Source organism: Rivibacter subsaxonicus (assembly GCF_004217215.1).
Lineage (GTDB): Bacteria > Pseudomonadota > Gammaproteobacteria > Burkholderiales > Burkholderiaceae_C > Rivibacter > Rivibacter subsaxonicus.
In genome coordinates this window covers 127,120-145,270 of sequence record NZ_SHKP01000005.1, presented here as the reverse complement: position 1 = coordinate 145,270, position 18,151 = coordinate 127,120, and the positions used below count along the sequence as shown (strand labels likewise).

The 18,151-nt window shown below is 70.5% G+C and carries 15 protein-coding genes; 9 read left to right on the top strand and 6 right to left on the bottom strand.

Annotated features, from left to right (window positions below):
- Nucleotides 1–21 precede the first annotated feature (21 nt).
- Nucleotides 22–1,014 carry a potassium channel beta subunit family protein gene (locus EV670_RS06670; protein WP_130431062.1) on the top strand — a complete coding sequence of 331 codons (993 nt, stop codon included), beginning with the start codon at nt 22–24 and terminating at the stop codon, nt 1,012–1,014.
- Nucleotides 1,015–1,053: 39 nt separating this feature from the next.
- On the opposite strand, the gene EV670_RS06665 is transcribed toward EV670_RS06670, so the two are convergent.
- The 3 genes from EV670_RS06665 to speD are packed head-to-tail and all read right to left on the bottom strand — an operon-like array spanning nt 1,054 to nt 2,974.
- Nucleotides 1,054–1,755, bottom strand: a complete 702-nt coding sequence (locus EV670_RS06665; RefSeq protein WP_130431061.1) for a hypothetical protein — start codon at nt 1,753–1,755, stop codon at nt 1,054–1,056.
- 32 nt (nt 1,756–1,787) lie between these two features.
- A complete protein-coding gene (locus tag EV670_RS06660) occupies nt 1,788–2,573 on the bottom strand; it encodes a nucleotidyltransferase family protein (RefSeq protein ID WP_278044409.1) in 786 nt (261 codons plus the stop codon).
- Nucleotides 2,570–2,974, bottom strand: coding sequence for an adenosylmethionine decarboxylase (gene speD, locus EV670_RS06655; protein ID WP_130431060.1), 405 nt, complete (start codon nt 2,972–2,974; stop codon nt 2,570–2,572). The genes EV670_RS06660 and speD overlap by 4 nt, the downstream gene beginning before the upstream one ends.
- 236 nt (nt 2,975–3,210) lie before the next feature.
- On the opposite strand from speD, the gene tkt reads away from it, so the two are divergent.
- The 3 genes from tkt to EV670_RS06640 all read left to right on the top strand — a co-directional run bounded on the left by tkt (nt 3,211) and on the right by EV670_RS06640 (nt 8,404).
- On the top strand, nt 3,211–5,223 hold the full coding sequence (gene tkt / locus EV670_RS06650) for a transketolase (protein WP_130431682.1): 2,013 nt from the start codon (nt 3,211–3,213) through the stop codon (nt 5,221–5,223).
- A 27-nt stretch (nt 5,224–5,250) separates the two neighbouring features.
- On the top strand, nt 5,251–6,252 hold the full coding sequence (gap, locus tag EV670_RS06645) for a type I glyceraldehyde-3-phosphate dehydrogenase (RefSeq protein ID WP_130431059.1): 1,002 nt from the start codon (nt 5,251–5,253) through the stop codon (nt 6,250–6,252).
- Nucleotides 6,253–6,460: 208 nt separating this feature from the next.
- The gene (locus tag EV670_RS06640) at nt 6,461–8,404 is read left to right on the top strand and encodes a S8 family serine peptidase (RefSeq protein ID WP_130431058.1); all 1,944 of its coding nucleotides are present in this window, start codon (nt 6,461–6,463) and stop codon (nt 8,402–8,404) included.
- Nucleotides 8,405–8,452: 48 nt separating this feature from the next.
- Here EV670_RS06640 and EV670_RS06635 read toward each other — a convergent pair whose 3' ends face one another.
- Genes EV670_RS06635 through EV670_RS06625 form a run of 3 tightly spaced genes read right to left on the bottom strand, consistent with a single transcriptional unit; the run spans nt 8,453 to nt 10,578 of the window.
- On the bottom strand, nt 8,453–9,199 hold the full coding sequence (locus tag EV670_RS06635) for an SPOR domain-containing protein (RefSeq protein ID WP_130431057.1): 747 nt from the start codon (nt 9,197–9,199) through the stop codon (nt 8,453–8,455).
- Between the two features lie 21 nt (nt 9,200–9,220).
- Nucleotides 9,221–10,063 (bottom strand): biotin--[acetyl-CoA-carboxylase] ligase, encoded by an 843-nt coding sequence (locus tag EV670_RS06630; protein WP_242616868.1) that lies wholly within the window; start codon nt 10,061–10,063, stop codon nt 9,221–9,223.
- Between the two features lie 2 nt (nt 10,064–10,065).
- Nucleotides 10,066–10,578 carry an SET domain-containing protein gene (locus EV670_RS06625; RefSeq protein WP_130431055.1) on the bottom strand — a complete coding sequence of 171 codons (513 nt, stop codon included), beginning with the start codon at nt 10,576–10,578 and terminating at the stop codon, nt 10,066–10,068.
- Between the two features lie 141 nt (nt 10,579–10,719).
- Here EV670_RS06625 and EV670_RS06620 point away from each other — a divergent pair, with 141 nt between their 5' ends.
- The 5 genes from EV670_RS06620 (at nt 10,720) to EV670_RS06600 (ending at nt 18,068) form a co-directional block, all read left to right on the top strand.
- Nucleotides 10,720–13,329 (top strand): DNA topoisomerase III, encoded by a 2,610-nt coding sequence (locus EV670_RS06620; protein WP_130431054.1) that lies wholly within the window; start codon nt 10,720–10,722, stop codon nt 13,327–13,329.
- Nucleotides 13,330–13,363: 34 nt separating this feature from the next.
- On the top strand, nt 13,364–15,277 hold the full coding sequence (locus tag EV670_RS06615) for a DUF294 nucleotidyltransferase-like domain-containing protein (RefSeq protein ID WP_242616867.1): 1,914 nt from the start codon (nt 13,364–13,366) through the stop codon (nt 15,275–15,277).
- Nucleotides 15,274–15,921 carry a 3'-5' exonuclease gene (locus tag EV670_RS06610; RefSeq protein ID WP_130431053.1) on the top strand — a complete coding sequence of 216 codons (648 nt, stop codon included), beginning with the start codon at nt 15,274–15,276 and terminating at the stop codon, nt 15,919–15,921. Before EV670_RS06615 ends, EV670_RS06610 begins: the two co-directional genes overlap by 4 nt.
- Before the next feature lie 113 nt (nt 15,922–16,034).
- On the top strand, nt 16,035–17,009 hold the full coding sequence (locus tag EV670_RS06605; RefSeq protein WP_130431052.1) for an AEC family transporter: 975 nt from the start codon (nt 16,035–16,037) through the stop codon (nt 17,007–17,009).
- A gap of 57 nt (nt 17,010–17,066) precedes the next feature.
- Nucleotides 17,067–18,068, top strand: a complete 1,002-nt coding sequence (locus EV670_RS06600; protein ID WP_130431051.1) for a hypothetical protein — start codon at nt 17,067–17,069, stop codon at nt 18,066–18,068.
- Nucleotides 18,069–18,151: the final 83 nt, after the last annotated feature.

Genomic DNA, 18,151 nt, shown 5'->3' with positions numbered 1-18,151 from the left:
CCATTGCTCAAGGAGAACAACATGCAATACCGTCGTCTGGGCCGCTCGGGCCTTCAGGTGAGCGCGCTCTCGCTCGGCTCGTGGGTCACCTATCACAACCAGGTCGACGTGGCCTCGGCGCGCGAGATGCTCGCGGCCGCGCTCGACGCCGGCATCAACTTCTTCGACAACGCCGAGATCTACGCCAACGGCCGCAGCGAGACGATCATGGGCGAGGCCTTCAAGCAGCTCGGCAAGCCGCGCCTCGACTACCTGGTCTCGACCAAGTTCTACTGGGGCCTGGGCCGCGCCAAGCCGGGCCAGCCGCCGCGCATCAACGGCCAGGACACGCTCAACCGCAAGTACCTGATGCAGGCCATCGACGGCGCGCTGCAGCGCATGCAGATGGACCACATCGACCTCGTCTTCTGCCACCGCGCCGACCCGCACACGCCGATCGAGGAGACGGTGCGCGCGATGAACGACATGATCGAGCAGGGCAAGGTGCTGTACTGGGGCACCAGCGAATGGACCGCCGAAGAGATCCGCGCCGCCTGGCAGATCGCCGACCGCCATGGCTGGCACAAGCCGGTGATGGAGCAGCCGCAGTACCACCTGTTCCACCGCAAGCGCGTGGAGCAGGAGTACGCCCGGCTCTACGAGGACACCGGCCTCGGCCTGACCACCTGGAGCCCGCTCGCCTCGGGCCTGCTGACCGGCAAGTACAAGGCCGGCATCCCCGAGGGCAGCCGTGGCGCGCTCGAGAGCATGGCCTTCCTGCGCGAGGGGCTCACCGATGCCGCCAAGAACAAGGCGGTCGGCGAGCTCGAGGGCGTGGCCGCCGACCTGGGCTGCAACGTTGCGCAGCTGGCGCTGGCCTGGGTCCACCGCAATCCGCGCGTCAGCACGGTGATCCTCGGCGCCAGCAAGCTGAGCCAGTTGCAGGACAACCTGAAGGCGCTCGAGGTCGCGCCGAAGCTCGATGCCGCGGTGCTCGAGCGCATCGACGGCATCACCAAGGCTCTGGCGGAGTAGGCGCCGGACGCGCCGGGGCGCTCCGAGCGCGGGGCCGGTTCAGAGCCCCGTCTGCGGCCGGTTCGAAGGATGGACCGGCGGCAGGCCCTGCAGCATCGCGTCGCGCGCGCCGCGCCGCTTCTCGGCGGCGATGCGCTTGCGCGTCTCGTTGACCTGGTCCATCTGCATCCGCACGAAGTTGGCCAGTTCCTCGACGCGCCCGGCGGCGCCGAACAGGCTGCCGGTGCGCGGCAGCTTGATCGCCTTGCCGTCGCGCTGCACCAGCGCCAGGTAGACGAGCTGCGGTCGCCAGGGCAGCCACTCGGGGCCGACCGGCTTCTCGATCACGTGCACCTCGCGCAGGTCCGACACCGCCAGCCGGCGCTGGCCGCGGCGCCAGCCGCGGCGCCAACTCACGAACTTGACGCTGGCCGCGACACGCTCCCAGACCCAGAGATCCCAGGCCAGCGCGAGCAACCAGCACAGGCCGGCCGCGGCCCACAGCCAGCCGGCGCCGCCGAGCCCGGTCCAGGCCGCGGCGATCGCCAGCCCGGCGCAGACGAGCAGCACCCAGGCCGGCCACAGCTGCGATTCGCCGGGCGAGAACAGTTGCCGGTGATAGAGACGCGAGTCGCTGTGCTCGCCCGACAAGGGCCGGGCGCTGAGCCACAGCGCGCGCAACGCGGCAGCCGCCAGTTGCTCGATTGCCGCCGCGGTGGCGGCGGCCACCGCGGCGCCGGTGATCAGTGCCACGAGGTTCATCAATGCTCCAGACCTACAGAATAGGCGCTCCTTCAGCCTGCGCGAGGGCTCGTCTCCAGGGCCCGCCAGCGCTGCTCGGTGCCGACGTCGGCCCACTCGCCGCGGTACAGCGAGCCGCCGACCCGACTGCGCGCGATGGCGGCTTCCAGCACCGGCCGCAGTGCGGCGCGTTCGCCCGTGCGCAGGTGGGCCACGCAATCAAATTTGAACAGTCCGACCGTCGAGTAGGTGTAACTAGAGGCGACGCCGGCGGCCGCTGGCGATGGCGCTGGCGGCGCCGCGTGCGATGCATCACGAGCCTGCGTCGCGGCCGTGTGGCCCAGGTGCACACGGCCCTCGGCGTCGAGCAGGAAATCGCCCTGCGGGTGGTGCGCCGGGTTCGGGATCAACCAGAGATGGACCTCGTCGTCGCTTGCCAAGAAGCGCTGCGCGGCGGCGGCGTCGAAGACGAAGTCGGGCAACCAGGCGTCGCCGGCGACCACCCAGCAGGCCTCGGGCTCGCCGAGCAGCGACCAGGCGCTGCGCAGGCCGCCGGCGGTCTCGAGCGCGCCGCCCCAGGCTCGGCCTTCCATCGAATAGCGCAGTTCCAGGCCGAAGCGGGTGCCGCTGCCCAGCGCCGGCTCGAACTGTTCCTCGAGCCAGGCGGTGTTGATGACCGCCAGCGGCACGCCGTCGCGTGCCAGCGCCGCGAGTTGCCACTCGATCAGCGGCTTGCAGCGCACCGGCAGCAACGGCTTGGGCGTGTGGTCGGTGTGCGGCCGCAGTCTTTCGCCACGGCCAGCGGCGAGGATCAGCGCGGGCAGCCTGGCCGCCGTCACGCGCTGTGCTCCACCGCCAGCGTCGCGCCGCGTTGCAGCGCATGCCGCTCGACGCGCTCCGGAGCGAAGGCCGCGATCAGCTCCTCGAGCAGGCCGTGCGCGGCCGCCGCATGGTCGCCGTGGCGCTGGCAGACGAATACGTCGAGCGTGACGCGGCCGATCTCGGGCCAAGTGTGGACGGCCAGGTGCGACTCGGCGAGCAGCAGCACGCCGGTCACGCCGCGCGGCTCGCCATGCTCCGGCGCGAAACCGTGGAAGCGTTCGCCGACCATGCGCAGGCCGCTGCGGTCGACCGCAGCGACGCAGAGCGCGCGCAGCGCGGCGGGATCGAACATCGGCAGTGCCAGGTCACTGCCGCGCGGGCAGCCGGCGAGGTCGGCGGTCAGGTGCAGGCCTTGCATTGGAAGCGGATTCGTCGGTTCGGAAGGGACGGGCGCCCAGCAGGCGCCACAGACTGGCCCGCCGACGATACAGCAGGCTCCGCGCCGGCCCGGACCGGCGGCGGGGCGACCCCCGTAAAATCCCGCGTTCCGCCGCGCCTCGCGCCGGCATCGCCGTTTCAACCGACCGCACCATGGCCTCCACTCCCCCGCAAGCGCTGTTCGCCGCCTCCACCCCGAAGGCGCCGCCGACCGAGATGGCCAACGCGATCCGCGCGTTGGCGATGGACGCGGTGCAGGCCGCCAACTCCGGCCACCCCGGGGCGCCGATGGGCATGGCCGAGATCGCGGTCGCGCTCTGGGGTCGCCACCTCCGCCACAACCCGGCCGACACCGCCTGGGCCGACCGCGACCGCTTCGTGCTGAGCAACGGCCACGGCTCGATGCTGCTGTACTCGCTGCTGCACCTGAGCGGCTACGAGCTGTCGATGGACGAGCTGCGCAACTTCCGCCAGCTGCACAGCAAGACCGCCGGCCATCCCGAGGCCGGCATCACGCCCGGTGTCGAGACGACGACCGGCCCGCTCGGCCAGGGCCTGACCAACGCGGTCGGCATGGCGCTGGCCGAAAAGCTGCTGGCGGCCGAGTTCAACCGCCCGGGCCACACGGTGGTCGACCACCGCACCTACGTCTTCCTCGGCGACGGCTGCCTGATGGAGGGCATCAGCCACGAGGCCAGCGCGCTGGCCGGCGCCTGGAAGCTCGGCAAGCTGATCGCCTTCTACGACGACAACGGCATCAGCATCGACGGCAAGGTCGCGCCCTGGTTCGTCGACGACACGCCCAAGCGCTTCGAGGCCTATGGCTGGCAGGTCATCGGCCCGATCGACGGCCACGACGTGAGCGCGGTCGACGCCGCGATCACCCAGGCCAAGCGCAGCGCCGAGACGCCGACGCTGATCGTCTGCAAGACCAGCATCGGCAAGGGTTCGCCCAACCGCGCCGGCACCGCCAAGGCGCATGGCGAGGCGCTCGGCGCCGAGGAGATCGCGCTGACCCGTGCCGCGATCAACTGGCACCACGCGCCCTTCGTGATCCCGGCCGAGGTCTACGCGGCCTGGGACGCCAAGGCCGCCGGCGCCGAACGCCAGGCAGCCTGGGAAGCGGCCTTCGCCAGCTACAAGGCGGCCCATCCCGAACTGGCCGTGGCCTTCGAGCGCCGCATGGCCGGCACGCTGCCCGAGAACTTTGCCCAGGTCGCGGTCGACGCCGCGATCGACGCCCACACCAAGGCCGAGACCATGGCCACGCGCAAGGCCAGCCAGGTCGCGCTCGAGGCCTTCACTGCCGCGCTGCCCGAACTGCTCGGCGGCAGCGCCGACCTGACCGGCTCGAACCTGACCAACACCAAGAGCACACCGCCACTGCGCTTCGACGCCGCCGGCGCAGTGGTCAAGGACGAGCAGGGTCGCGGCGGCCGCCACATCAACTACGGCGTGCGCGAGTTCGGCATGGCGGCGGTGATGAACGGCATCGCGCTGCACGGGGGCCTCATTCCCTACGGCGGCACCTTCCTGACCTTCAGCGACTACAGCCGCAACGCGATCCGCATGGCGGCGCTGATGAAGCAGCGCGTGATCCATGTGTTCACGCACGACTCGATCGGCCTCGGCGAGGATGGCCCGACGCACCAGAGCGTCGAGCACGCCGCCAGCCTGCGGCTGATCCCGAACCTCGACGTCTGGCGTCCGGCCGACACCGCCGAAACCACGGTGGCCTGGACCCGCGCGCTGCTCAACACGAGCAAGCCGACCGCTCTGCTGCTGAGCCGCCAGAACCTGCCCTACCTGCCCAAGGCCGGGCTCGACGAGATCAGCCGCGGCGCCTACGTGCTGGCCGAGCCGAGCGAGGTCGGCCTGAAGAAGAAGGCGCAGGCGGTGATCCTGGCCAGCGGCTCCGAGGCGCACCTGGCGCTGCATGCGCAGGCCGAGCTGGCGAAGTTGGGCATTGCCGTGCGCGTGGTCAGCGTGCCCAGCACCACCACCTTCGACCGCCAGGACTCGGCCTACAAGAGCAGCGTGCTGCCGGCCGGCGTGCCGCGCATCGCAGTCGAGGCCGGCGTCACCGACGGCTGGTGGAAGTACGGCTGCGCCGCGGTGGTCGGTCTCGACACCTACGGCGAGAGCGCGCCGGCACCGGCGCTGTTCAAGCATTTCGGATTTACCGCGCAGAACGTGGCGGACACGGTGCGCAAGGTTCTCGGCGCTTAACGGATTCTTTGACTCGGAGACTCTCTCATGACCATCAAGATCGGCATCAACGGCTTCGGCCGCATCGGGCGCATGGTGTTCCGTGCCGCCGTGCAGAATTTTGCGAACGACATCGAAGTCGTCGGCATCAACGACCTGCTCGAGCCCGACTACCTGGCCTACATGCTGAAGTACGACTCGGTGCACGGCCGCTTCAAGGGCGAGATCGCGGTCGACGGCAACACGCTGATCGTCAACGGCAAGCGGATCCGCCTCACGGCCGTGAAGGACCCGGCCGAGCTCAAGTGGGGCGAGGTCGGCGCCGACATCGTGGTCGAGTCGACCGGCCTGTTCCTGACCAAGGAAACCTGCCAGAAGCACATCGACGCCGGCGCCCGCAAGGTGATCCAGAGCGCACCGTCGAAGGACGATACGCCGATGTTCGTCTACGGCGTCAACGACAAGTCCTACAAGGGCGAGGCGATCATCTCCAACGCCTCGTGCACCACCAACTGCCTGGCTCCGGTCGCCAAGGTGCTCAACGACAGCTTCGGCATCAAGCGCGGCCTGATGACCACGGTGCATGCCACCACCGCGACCCAGAAGACGGTCGACGGCCCGAGCAACAAGGACTGGCGCGGCGGCCGCGGCATCCTCGAGAACATCATCCCGAGCAGCACCGGTGCGGCCAAGGCGGTCGGCGTGGTGATCCCCGAGCTCAACAAGAAGCTCACCGGCATGTCGTTCCGGGTTCCGACCTCGGACGTCTCGGTGATCGACCTGACGGTCGAACTCGTCAAGGACGCCTCGTACAAGGACATCTGCGCCGCGATGAAGGCCGCCGCCGACGGCCCGATGAAGGGCGTGCTGGCCTACACCGAGGACAAGGTGGTCGCCACCGACTTCCGCGGCGAGTCCTGCACCTCGGTGTTCGACGCCGAGGCCGGCATCGCGCTCGACAGCACCTTCGTCAAGGTCGTTGCCTGGTACGACAACGAATGGGGCTATTCGAACAAGGTGCTCGAAATGGTTCGTGTCATCGCGAAGTGATTGCTAATTTACGACGGTGACCGAGGCGGCCCGGAAGGGCCGGATCGGCCAGCACGAAGGCGCCCGAGGGCGCCTTTTTTGCGGCCAGCCGCCAGCTGCCGGGGTCGTGTTTCCCCGTGTAAACAAGCACCCGCTACTAGGGAAGGGAACGCGCCAGCGTGACAACCGGCTCATACACTGGTTACAAGCTCGTCCGGCGGTCATAAAAATGTCGAAACTCCCAACCGTTCTCGTGCGGCGTCTGTGCCTCTTCGTGGCGGCCGCCGCCGCTGTCGGCGGCTTTGGTGCAGCCCAGGCAACGCCGGCCGGAGATGCCCGGGTGATCGTCAAGCTGCGCGCCGAGGGCGACGCGCCGACCGATCTGGATGCCCGGCGCCGGCACTTCCAGTCGCGCCTGGATCTGGTCGCGCGGCGCCAGAACCTGCCCGCGCTGCAGGGTGCGGACGCGGCGATCGGCAGTGATCAGCGCGTGGTGCGCGCCAGCGGCATCGACGCCAAGGCGCTGGCCGAGCGCCTGTCGAGCGACCCCGGCGTGGCCTATGCCGTGCCCGATCGCCGCGTGCGCCGAGCCGCGGCCCCCAACGATCCGCTGTTCGCGGTCGGCGGTGCCGGCGGGCCCGCGGTGGGCCAGTGGTACCTGCGGCCGCCTTCGGCCGAGTTCGTCAGCGCGATCAACGCCCAGGGCGCCTGGGACCTCAACCGCGGCAGCGCCAGCGTGGTGGTGGCGGTGCTCGACACCGGTGTGCGCCCCGAGCACCCGGACTTCGCCGGCAAGCTGGTGACGGGCTACGACTTCGTCAGCGGCCCCAACGACAACGATCCCCACCCCGGCCGCGACGCCGACCCCAGCGACCCGGGCGACTGGGTCAGCCAGGCCGACATCAACGCCGGCATCGTCAGCGCCGATTGCGAGGTCCAGTCCAGCAGCTGGCACGGCACCGACGTGACCGGCATCGTCGCCGCCGGCACCGACAACGGCATCGGCATGGCCGGCGTAGGCCGGGACGTCAAGGTGATGCCGGTGCGCGTGCTCGGCAAGTGCGACGGCCGCCAGTCCGACATCGTCGCCGCGATGCGCTGGGCCGCCGGCATAGCGGTGCCCGGCCTGCCGTCGAACCCGAATCCGGTGCGCGTCATCAACCTCAGCCTGGGCAGCTCGGGCGCCTGCGATGCGGCCTACGCGGATGCCATCCGCGACGTGACGGCGCGCGGGGTGGTGGTGGTCGCCTCGGCCGGCAATACCGCGGGCCACGCGATGTCGGCGCCGGCCAACTGCGCCGGCGTGATCGGCGTCACTGCCTTGCGCCACATCGGCACCAAGGTCGGCTTCTCCGACCTCGGCGCCGAGGCGACGATCGCCGCCCCCGGCGGCAACTGCGTCAATGACAGCGGTGCCTGCCTGTACCCGATCCTCACGACCACCAACAACGGTCTCACCTCGCCGGCCGGCTCGACCTACAGCGACAGCTTCGACTTCACCGTCGGCACCAGCTTCGCCGCCCCGCAGGTGGCCGGCGCGGCGGCGCTGATGCTCTCGGAGCAGCCGGCGCTGGCGCCGGCCGAGGTGCGCAGCATGCTGATGGCCAGCGCACGGCCGTTCCCGGATAGCGGTGCCGCCGTTGGCACGCCGCAATGTCTGGCCCCGTACAAGGATGCCGGCGGCAATCCGGTCGACCAGCTCGAGTGCTACTGCACCACCGCCACCTGTGGCGCCGGCATGCTCGACGTGCAGGCCGCGGTACTCGCGGTGCAGGGGGTGCAAGCGCGCATCACGGTGAGCCCGGCCGCGCCGCAAGCGAACATGCTGCTGACGCTGAGCGCTGCCGACACGCTGCTCGCTAGCGGGCGCCAGATCGCCTCGGCGCGCTGGACGCTGATCAGTGGCGGCGGCATCGTCACCGCGCTGTCCGCGACCGAAGGCCTCAGCGTCTCGGCCACGCCGACCGGTGGCGGCAGTTTTAGCGTGTCGCTGACCGTGACCGACAGCGCCGGCGCGACTTCCACCACCCTGCGCGTGATCGAGGTCGCGCTGCCGGCGCCGGTCGACAACGGCGGCGGTGGCGCGCTCGGCCTCGGCTGGCTGCTGTTGCTGGCCCTGGCGGTGGTGATGGCGGCGCGGCAACGGGCTCCGGCCACCGGCGTCGCCCGCTAAGGGCGCAGGCCCGACGACGCCTCAGGCGTCGGTCGGTCGACGCACTACTCAGCCGCCGTTGCCGGGCGCGCAGGCGGCAAAGCGATGCGCGCTGGACTGCTCGCGCGTGAGCGCCTGCAACTGCTCCTGCTGCTCGGCATTGGCGGCCGGTACGCGCAGCAGGTACTGCGCCTCGCCGCTGCCCGGTGGCGCCAGCACCCGCGCCGAGCGGACGCCGCGTGCATTGAGCGCAGCCAGCTGCGCGTCGGCCTCGCCGCGCTGTGCGTAGCGGCCCAGCACCAGCAACAGCAGCGGGCCGCTGCTCACCGTCTCCGGCGTGACGCCGCGCCGCAGCAGTTCCTCACGTCTGTTGCGCATCGCCTCGCGGTCGGGGAAGGGGCCCATCGCCAGCCACCAGCCCGGCACGGCCTCGCGCCATTCCCAGCGCACCGCGGGTTGCACACCGCGCAGCGCGGTCTCGACCGGCGCCCGCTCGGCACTGCCGAAGGGGCCGGCCTCGAGGCAGGCCGTGGCCGACGACGCGGCCCGCTGGGCATCTGACAAGGGCTCGCTGGCGGCCGCGTCCGGCGTGGCCGCCGGCTGCGAGTCGGCCGGCACCACGGTGGCCGAAGGCGGTGCGGCCAGCAGCTTGATGGCCTGCGGCTGCAACTGCTGCGCCATGCGTTGCGGCTCGCGACCGTCGCCGGGCCCGGGCAGGCCGACCGCGCTGGTGACCGGTTCCAGCCAGCCCGTGCGCCAGGCCAGGAAGCCGAGGTTGGCGACCAGCAGCAGCAGAAACAGCGAGCGCAGAAGCATGGGCGGCGATCGGAGGGTGATTCAGGCCAGGGGGCGAACGGTGACTTCGGCGCTCAGCAGCCTCAACGGTGGTGCCGAGGTGCCTGCATCGAGCAGCAGTGCGCCGCTGTCGTCGATGCCGGCGCCGCGCCCGCGATGCAGGAGGCTGCCGTCGGCGGCCAGCGTTTGCAACTCGCGGCCGAGCAGGGCGTCGCGCGCGGCGTAGCGGCGCTGCAGCCCGGCGTCGAAGCCCTCGCGCTCGAAGCGATCCAGCGCCTGCAGCAAGGGCAGCGCGACAAGTTCGAGTACCGCGGCGGCGTCGAGTGCCGGATCGACCTGCTCGAGGCCGACCGGTTCGATGGCGGCGATCGGGCCACGGGCCGCAGCCGCCTCGGCCGGCGGCGTGCGGATGTTGATGCCCACACCGACCACGACCTGGCGCGCGGCACCGGCGCCGAGGCTCTGGGTCTCGATCAGCACGCCACCGAGCTTGCGGTCGACCCCGTCGGCGCAGAGCCACAGGTCGTTCGGCCATTTCAGTCGCAGCGAGGGGTGCAGGGCCTCGGCCAGCGCCACGCCGACCGCGAGCGACAGCCCTTCCCAGCGCCGTGGTTCCAGCGTGAGCCCGAGCGAGAAGCACAGCGAGCCGACGCTGCCGCCGTCGGACCACCAGCGCCGACCGAGGCGGCCGCGGCCGGCGGTCTGGCGTTCGGCCACCAGCAGGCAGGGCGCGAGGTCACCGGCGCGCGCCCGTTCGAGCAGGCGCGTGTTGCTCGAGTCGCACTCGGCCACCACCTCGACCCGCAGCCCGGGGCGCAACGCGGCCAGCCGTCCCCTCAGGGATTCAACCGGCCACGACAGCGGCGAGGGCTGCAACTCGACCACGGCTAGCGTTTGGGCGCGAGCATCGTGCCGCGGCAGCGCGGGCTGCCGCAGTGGCAGGCGTACTCGGCCTTGAGCTTGGGCGTGTAGCGCTCGTCGATCACGAGACCGTAGTCGTAGAACAGCTCCTCGCCTGGCCTCAGGTCGCGCAGCGCCTTGATGAAGACGCGACCGTCATCGGTTTCGTCGGCCTCGCAGTTGGGGTCGCAGGCATGGTTGATCCAGCGCGCCGCGTTGCCGCCGACCTTGGCATCGATCACATGCTTGTCGTCGATGTGAAAGAAGAAGGTGTGGTTCGGGTCCTTCGGATCGTGCGGATGGCGGCGCAGCGCCTCGGGCCACGTGATGATCTCGCCGGTGTACTCGATCAGCGTCTCGCCGGCGGCAATGGCCTGCAGCGCGAACACGCCCTTGCCATGGACGCCGCTGCGACGCACCTGGATCCGGCGGCCACTGGCCGCGGCGGAGCTCGTCTTCGACTTTGGGGGCTGGGAGCGGGCGGCACGCGCTTGCGTCATGGATCGACTTCGGTACATTGAATTAGGCAGGCGCGCGCGTGTGTGTGTGCGCACGTGCGAGAAGGCCCGGATTGTAGGGACGCCCAAAAGGCGCGTTATGGTTCGGCCGCAACAGACATCAGAGCCACAGCAGCAGACGACATGAGCAAGACACTGGTCATCGCCGAGAAGCCCTCGGTAGCGCAGGACATCGTGCGTGCCCTCACGCCGATCGCCGGCAAGTTCGAGAAGCACGACGAGTACTTCGAGGCCGAGCACTACCTCGTCTCGTCGGCGGTCGGCCACCTAGTCGAGATCAAGGCGCCGGAGGAGTTCGACGTCAAGCGCGGCAAATGGAGCTTCGCCAACCTGCCGGTGATCCCGCCGCACTTCGACCTGAACCCGATCGACAAGAGCAAGGGCCGGCTCAATGCGCTGGTCAAGCTGATCAAGCGCAAGGACGTCAGCGCGCTGATCAACGCCTGCGACGCCGGGCGCGAGGGCGAGTTGATCTTTCGCCTGATCGTGCAGTTCGCCGACAACAACAAGAAGGCGCTCGACAAGCCGATCCAGCGCCTGTGGCTGCAGAGCATGACGCCGGCGGCGATTCGCGAGGGCTTCGAGAAGCTGCGCAGCGATGCCCAGATGCAGGGCCTGAGTGATGCCGCGCGCAGCCGCAGCGAGGCCGACTGGATGGTCGGCATCAACGGCACGCGCGCGATGACGGCCTTCAACTCGCGCGACGGCGGCTTCTTCCTCACCACCGTCGGCCGGGTGCAGACGCCGACGCTGTCGATCGTGGTCGAGCGCGAGGAGAAGATCCGCAAGCACGTGGCGCGCGCCTACTGGGAGGTCAAGGCGAGCTTTGCGGCGCAGGCCGGCGAGTACGAGGGCAAGTGGTTCGACCCGAAGTGGAAGAAGAACCCGGACGACGTGGAACTGCGCGCCGACCGGCTGTGGAGCGAGGCCGACGCGAACGCAATCGCCGAGGCCGTGCGTGGCCAGCCGGCCAGCGTCAGCGAGGAAGCAAAGCCCTCCAACTCGAGCTGCCCGGCGCTCTACGACCTGACCACGCTGCAGCGTGAGGCCAACTCGCGCTTCGGCTTCTCGGCCAAGACCACGCTGTCGCTGGCGCAGGCGCTGTACGAGAAGCACAAGGTCCTGACCTATCCGCGGACCGATTCGCGCGCGCTGCCCGAGGACTACCTCGCCACCGTCAAGAGCACCTTCGAGATGATCGGCAGCGAGGACCTGCCCGGTCCGCTGCGCGAACTGGCGCAGCACGCGCGCAAGGCGTTGAAAGAGGGCTACGTCAAGCCGACCAAGAAGGTGTTCGACAACGCCAAGGTCTCGGACCACTTCGCGATCATCCCGACGCTGCAGCCGCCGCGCTCGCTGAGCGAGATCGAGGCCAAGCTCTACGACCTCGTCGTCAAGCGCTTCCTGGCAGTGTTCTACCCACCGGCCGAGTTCATGGTCACGACGCGCATCAGCACGGTGAAGACTGGCACCGCGCAGCACGCCTTCCAGACCAACGGCAAGGTGCTGGTGCGGCCTGGCTGGCTGGCGGTGTACGGCAAGGAGGCTCAGGAGGACGACGCCAACCTGGTGGCGGTGGCCGAGGGCGAGCTGGTCACGACCGAAAGCGTCGACGTGCTGGCCCTCAAGACCAAGCCGCCGGCGCGCTACACCGAGGCCACGCTGCTGAGTGCGATGGAAGGCGCCGGCAAGCTGATCGACGACGACGAGTTGCGCGAGGCGATGGCCGAGAAGGGCCTCGGCACGCCGGCCACGCGCGCCCAGACCATCGAGGGCCTGATCTTCGAGAAGTACATGCTGCGCGAGGGCCGCGAGCTGATCCCGACCGCCAAGGCCTTTCAGCTGATGACGCTGCTGCGCGGGCTGGAGGTGGAAGAACTCACCAAGCCCGAGCTGACCGGCAACTGGGAGTACCAGCTGGCGCAGATGGAGCATGGCAAGCTCAGCCGCGACGCCTTCATGAAGGACATCGCGCTGATGGCCGAGCGCATCGTCAGCAAGGCCAAGGGCTACGACCGCGACACCGTGCCGGGCGACTACGCGACGCTGGCCACGCCCTGTCCGAACTGCGGCGGCGTGGTCAAGGAGAACTACCGCCGCTTCACCTGCACCGGCAAGGGCGACTCGGGCGAGGGCTGCGGCTTCTCGATCGGCAAGATCCCCGGCGGCCGCGCCTTCGAGATCGCCGAGGCCGAGGCCTTCCTGCGCGATAAGAAGATCGGCCCGCTCGAGGGCTTCAGATCCAAGGCCGGCTGGCCCTTCACCGCCGAACTGGCACTGGTGTTCGACGACGAGATCAAGAACTGGAAGCTCGAGTTCGACTTCGGCGACGATGCCAAGAATGGCGAGGGCGACGGCACGCCGGTCGACTTCTCGGACCAGCAGAGCCTGGGCGCCTGCCCCAAGTGCAAGGGGCATGTGTATGAGCACGGCACCAGCTATGTCTGCGAGCACAGCGTCGGCGCCCACGTGACCTGCGACTTCAAGAGCGGCAAGATCATCCTGCAGCAGCCGGTGGCGCGCGAGCAGATGAGCAAGCTGCTGGCGACCGGCAAGACCGAGCAGCTCGAGAACTTCGTCTCCAACAAGACGCGACGCAAGTTCAAGGCCTTCCTCGCCTTCGATGCCAAGGAAGGCAAGGTGATCTTCGAGTTCGCGCCACGCGAGCCGCGCGCAGCGGCGGCCAAGAAGACGCCGGCGGCGAAGAAGGCCGCGGCCAAGAAGGCGGCCTGAGCGCTACGCGGCCGGGCCGACGAGCGGCAACGGTGTGAGCGATTCCGCGTCGACCGCTCCGTCGGCCAGCCTGCTGGCCAACCTGCGCGAGGAGCTGGTGCGCTACGCACCCTTCGCGCAGATGCAGCTCGAGCACGTCGAGCGCTTTCTCGCCGCCGCGCGACAGGCCTACTACGCGCCGGGCGAGCAGCTGCTGGCGCCGGCCGACGGCGTGGTCGAGCATCTGTACCTCGTGCGCCAGGGGCGCGTCACCGGCCGCCGCGGGCTGGCCGAGACGGCCGGCGGTTTCCAGATGGAGGCCGGCGACCTGTTTCCGGTCGGCGCGGTGATGGGCGCGCGCGCGGTCACCGCCAGCTATCACGCGAGCGAGGACACCTTCTGCCTGTTGCTGCCGGTGGCCGAACTGAAGTCGCTCATCGCCGACAGCGCGCCGCTGGCCGACTTCCTGAACCGGCGCGTGCTGCGTTTCCTCGAGCTCTCGCGCCAGGCGCTGCAGGTGGCCTACGCCTCGCAGACGCTGGCCGAGCAGTCGCTGGAGGCGCCGCTGGCGGCGCTGGTGCGCAAGGCACCGATTGGCGTGAGCGCCGACACGCCGCTGGCGCAGGCGCTGGCGCTGATGCACGAGCGGCGCATCGGCTCGGTTTTGGTGTTCGACGAGGACGACGGCCTGCGCGGCATCCTGACCCGGCACGACGTGCTCGGCCGCGTGACGCTGGCCCAGTTGCCGCTGCAGACCCCGGTGGCGCAGGTGATGACGAGCCCGGTCCACAGCCTCACGGTCGACCACAGCGCGCACGACGCGGCGCTGCTGATGTCGCGCCATGGCATCCGCCATGTGCCGGTCACCGAGGGCGGGCGCGTGGTCAGCATGGTGTCCGAGCGCGACCTGTTCGCGATGCAGCGGCTCTCGCTCAAGCAGGTCGGCACCGCGATCCGCGCCGCGCGCGACGTGGAGATGCTGCGCGCGGTGGCGCAGGACATCCGCCGCTTCGCCGCCAACCTGCTCGGCCAGGGCGTGCGCGCGCGCCAGCTGACCGAACTGATCAGCCACCTCAACGACGTGCTGACCGAGCGCCTGGTGCAGATCGTCGCCGAGGCGCGCGGCATCGACCTCGGCCGCGCCTGCTGGCTGGCCTTCGGCTCCGAGGGCCGCAGCGAGCAGACCATCTCCACCGACCAGGACAACGGCCTGGTCTTCGAAAGCGCCGATCCGGCGGCCGAGCGCCCGCGCTGGCTGGCCTTCGCGCACGAGGTCAACGAGGCGCTCGACAGCTGCGGCTACCCGCTGTGTCGCGGCAACGTGATGGCATCGAACCCGGAGTGCTGCCTCAGCGTGGCCGAATGGCGCCAGCGCTTCGGCGAGTGGATCGAGCACGGCGCGCCGGAGGACCTGCTCAAGGCCAGCATCTACTTCGACCTGCGGCCGGTGGCGGGACGGCTCGAGCTGGCCGAGCCGCTGGTGGCGATGATCAGCGCCGAGGCCGGCCGCGTGCCGCGTTTCATGCGCCAGATGGCGCTGAACGCGCTGCGCAACCGCGCGCCGCTGAACTGGATGGGCGCGATCGAGACGCGCGACGAGGGCGGGCGCGAGGTGGTCGACATCAAGCTGCGCGGCACCGCGCTGTTCGTCGACGCGGCCCGGCTCTACGCCCTGGCGCATGGCGTGCGTGCGGTGGGTACGCGAGGCCGCTTCGAGGCCATCGGCCGCGCGCTCGGCGTCGAGCCGCAGGAGAGCGAGGCCTGGATCGGCGGCTTCGAGTTCCTGCAGATGCTGCGCCTGCAGGTGCAGATCGAGCGCGGCAGCCGCGAGGCGGTCGACGCGCCCGACGGCAACCCGAACCTGGTCGACGTGGCCGCGCTCAACGACATCGACCGGCGCGTTCTCAAGGAAAGCCTGCGCGTGGCGCGCCGCCTGCAGCAGCGCATGGAGCTGGACTACCAGCGATGAGCCTGTGGCGACAAGCGATACGACACCTCGGTGGCCAGGCCTCGCGCACGGCGACGCGCTGGGCGGTGGTCGATGTCGAGGCCAGCGGACTCGATGCCCGCCGTGACCGCCTGCTGGCGATCGCCGCGATCGCGATCGACGCCGAGGCCGCGGCGCCGCGCATCGTGCTCGGCGACAGCTTCGAGGTCGTGCTGCGCCAGGACGAGGTGGTCGCCGACAAGCCCAACATCCTGCTGCACGGCATCGGCGTCGGTGCCCAGCGCGGCGGCGTGCCGGCGGCGCAGGCGTTGCAGGACTTCGAACGCTGGCGCGCCGGCGCGCCGCTGCTCGCCTTCCATGCCGCCTTCGACCAGACGCTGATCGCGCGCGCCTTCGCGAGCCGGCTTCGGCGCCGGCTCGACGCCGAATGGGTCGACCTCGAGCATGTGGCCGAGGTGGTGCAGCCGGCAGTCGCCGCAAGAACGCTCGACGAGTGGATGGCGCACTTCGGCATCCGTTGCGCGCAGCGCCACCAGGCCGCAGCCGACGCGCTGGCCACCGCCGAACTGCTGCTCAAGCTGTGGCCGGCAATCCGCAGGCAGGCGCCGCGGCCGGACTTCGGCGCGCTGCAGCAGATGGCAGGCCAGCGCCGCTGGCTACCATGACGACCCCCACGCTTGCCGCTGCGCGGCTGCGCTGCCCCCCGCGGGGGCGCAGTCCGGCTCGGGGCGGCCCAGCGCCGGACTGAGCCGCAGTTCTCCACCAATCAGCCCGTCGGATGCCCTCGGTCCTGTTCCTCAAGCTGCTCGCGATCTTCGTGACGATCGCGATCGGCTGGGCCGCCGGCCGCACCAAGGCCTTCAGCGGCGGCGAGGCGGCGCGCATCCTGTCCAACGCGGCCTTCTTCGTGTTCGCGCCGGCGCTGCTGTTCCGCGCCACCGCGCGCATCGACTTCCAGACCCTGCCGTGGCGCGCGCTGCTGGCCTTCTTCGTGCCGGTGGTGTTGTGGATGCTGGCGGTCTACGTCTGGCAGCGCCGGCGTGCGGCCGCGAGCGCGCCGGCGCTGCCGGCGGTGCGCGCCATTACCGTGGCCTTCGGCAACAACGCCCAGCTCGGCATCCCGATCGCCACCGCGCTGTTCGGCGAGGTCGGGCTGCAGGTGCATCTGGCGGTGGTGAGCCTGCATGCGCTGACGCTTCTGACGATCCTCACGCTGCTGGTCGAGCGCGACCTCGCGCACGCCCAGGCCCAGGCCTCGGGCCAGCGGCCACCGCTGTTGCACACCTTGCTGCTGGTGGTGCGCAACACGGTGATCCACCCGATCGTGCTGCCGGTGCTGGCCGGCATGGCCTGGAACTTCACCGGGCTGCCGATCCCGGGCCCGGTCGACGAGGTGCTGCTGATGCTGGGTACCGCGGTGGTGCCGCTGTGCCTGGTCGCGATCGGCCTCTCGATGGGTCACTACGGGCTGAAGGGCGCGGCCGGCGCTGCCGCCAGCTTGGCGGCCGGCAAGCTGCTGGTGCAGCCGGCGCTCGTGCTGGGCGCCGGCCTGCTGCTCGGCCTGCCGGCGCTGGCGCTGGCGGTGATCGTGATGGCGGCGGCCAATCCGACCGGCGCCAACGCGCTGATGTTCGCCCAGCGCTACCGCAGCCAGGAGGGCGAGGCGACCGCGGCGATCGTGCTGTCGACGCTGGCCTTCGTGGCGACGGCGCCGCTGTGGCTGCTGCTTTTGCAGTTCTTTACGACGCGCTGACCGCGGCGCAAGGTGCTGCGCTCAGGCTTGAAACAAACACATAACCGGGAGCGAAAGATGAGGTTCTGGATCCGGCGCGGCGCCGGCACGGCGATGCTCGCACTGCTCGCGGGCTGTGGCGGCGGCGACGCGGACAGCGGCGCACCGACGCTCGACGATGCGCAGCGCGCCAGCGCCGCGCAGGCCACGGCCCAGGCCAACGCCACCTGCACCGCAGTACGGCCCTTCTACTGGGAGATCGGCCGCAGCGGCGGCCGGCTGGCCGGCGGCACGGTTGGCGGCGCGACGCCGACGCGCGAGACGGTGATGCCGATCGCCTCGGCCTCCAAGATGCTCTATGCCGGCTACGTGGCCGAGCGTCGGGCCGGCGCGCTGAGCGCCGACGACATCCGTTTCCTGAGCTTTCGCAGCGGCTACACCAGCTTCGACAGCTGCGCCCAGCTCGATACCGTCGGCAGCTGCGCCGCCAGCGGCAGCAACGGCGACTACACCGCCGCTCACGACGGCAAGTTCTTCTACGGCGGTGGCCACATGCAGCAGCATGCCGCGCAGCCCTCGCTGATGGGGCTTGCCGCGCTCGACAACGCCGCGCTCGCGGCCGAACTGCGCAGCCGCCTCGGCAGCGCGATCGCGCTCGACTACTCGCAGCCGCAACCGGCCGGCGGCGTGCGCATGTCGGCGGCCGACTACGCGCTGTTCCTGCAGCGCGTGCTCGCCGGCTCGCTGCGCCTGCGTGAGCTGCTCGGCACGAGCGCGGTGCACACGAATCCGCTGCTCTATCCGGCCGAGGCACTGTCGACGCCGGTGCCGCTCGGTGAGAGCTGGAGCTACTCGATCGGGCACTGGGTCGAGACCGATCCGCTGGTCGGCGACGGCGCCTTCAGCAGCGCCGGCGCCTTCGGTTTCTATCCGTGGATCGACGCCGGCAGGACGAGCTACGGCGTGCTGGCCCGGGTCTCGCTGGCCACCGGCGGCAGCGCGGGCGGCCCGGGCATGCAATCGGCCGCCTGCGGACGGTTGATCCGCAAGGCCTGGCTGTCGGGGCAGTCGATTCCCTGAGTCCCGCGGCTCCAAGGGCACCTGCGTGGCCTTGGACGGGACGAAGGACGCGAGCTCTGCGAGCGGCATGAGCCGCAGCCGCG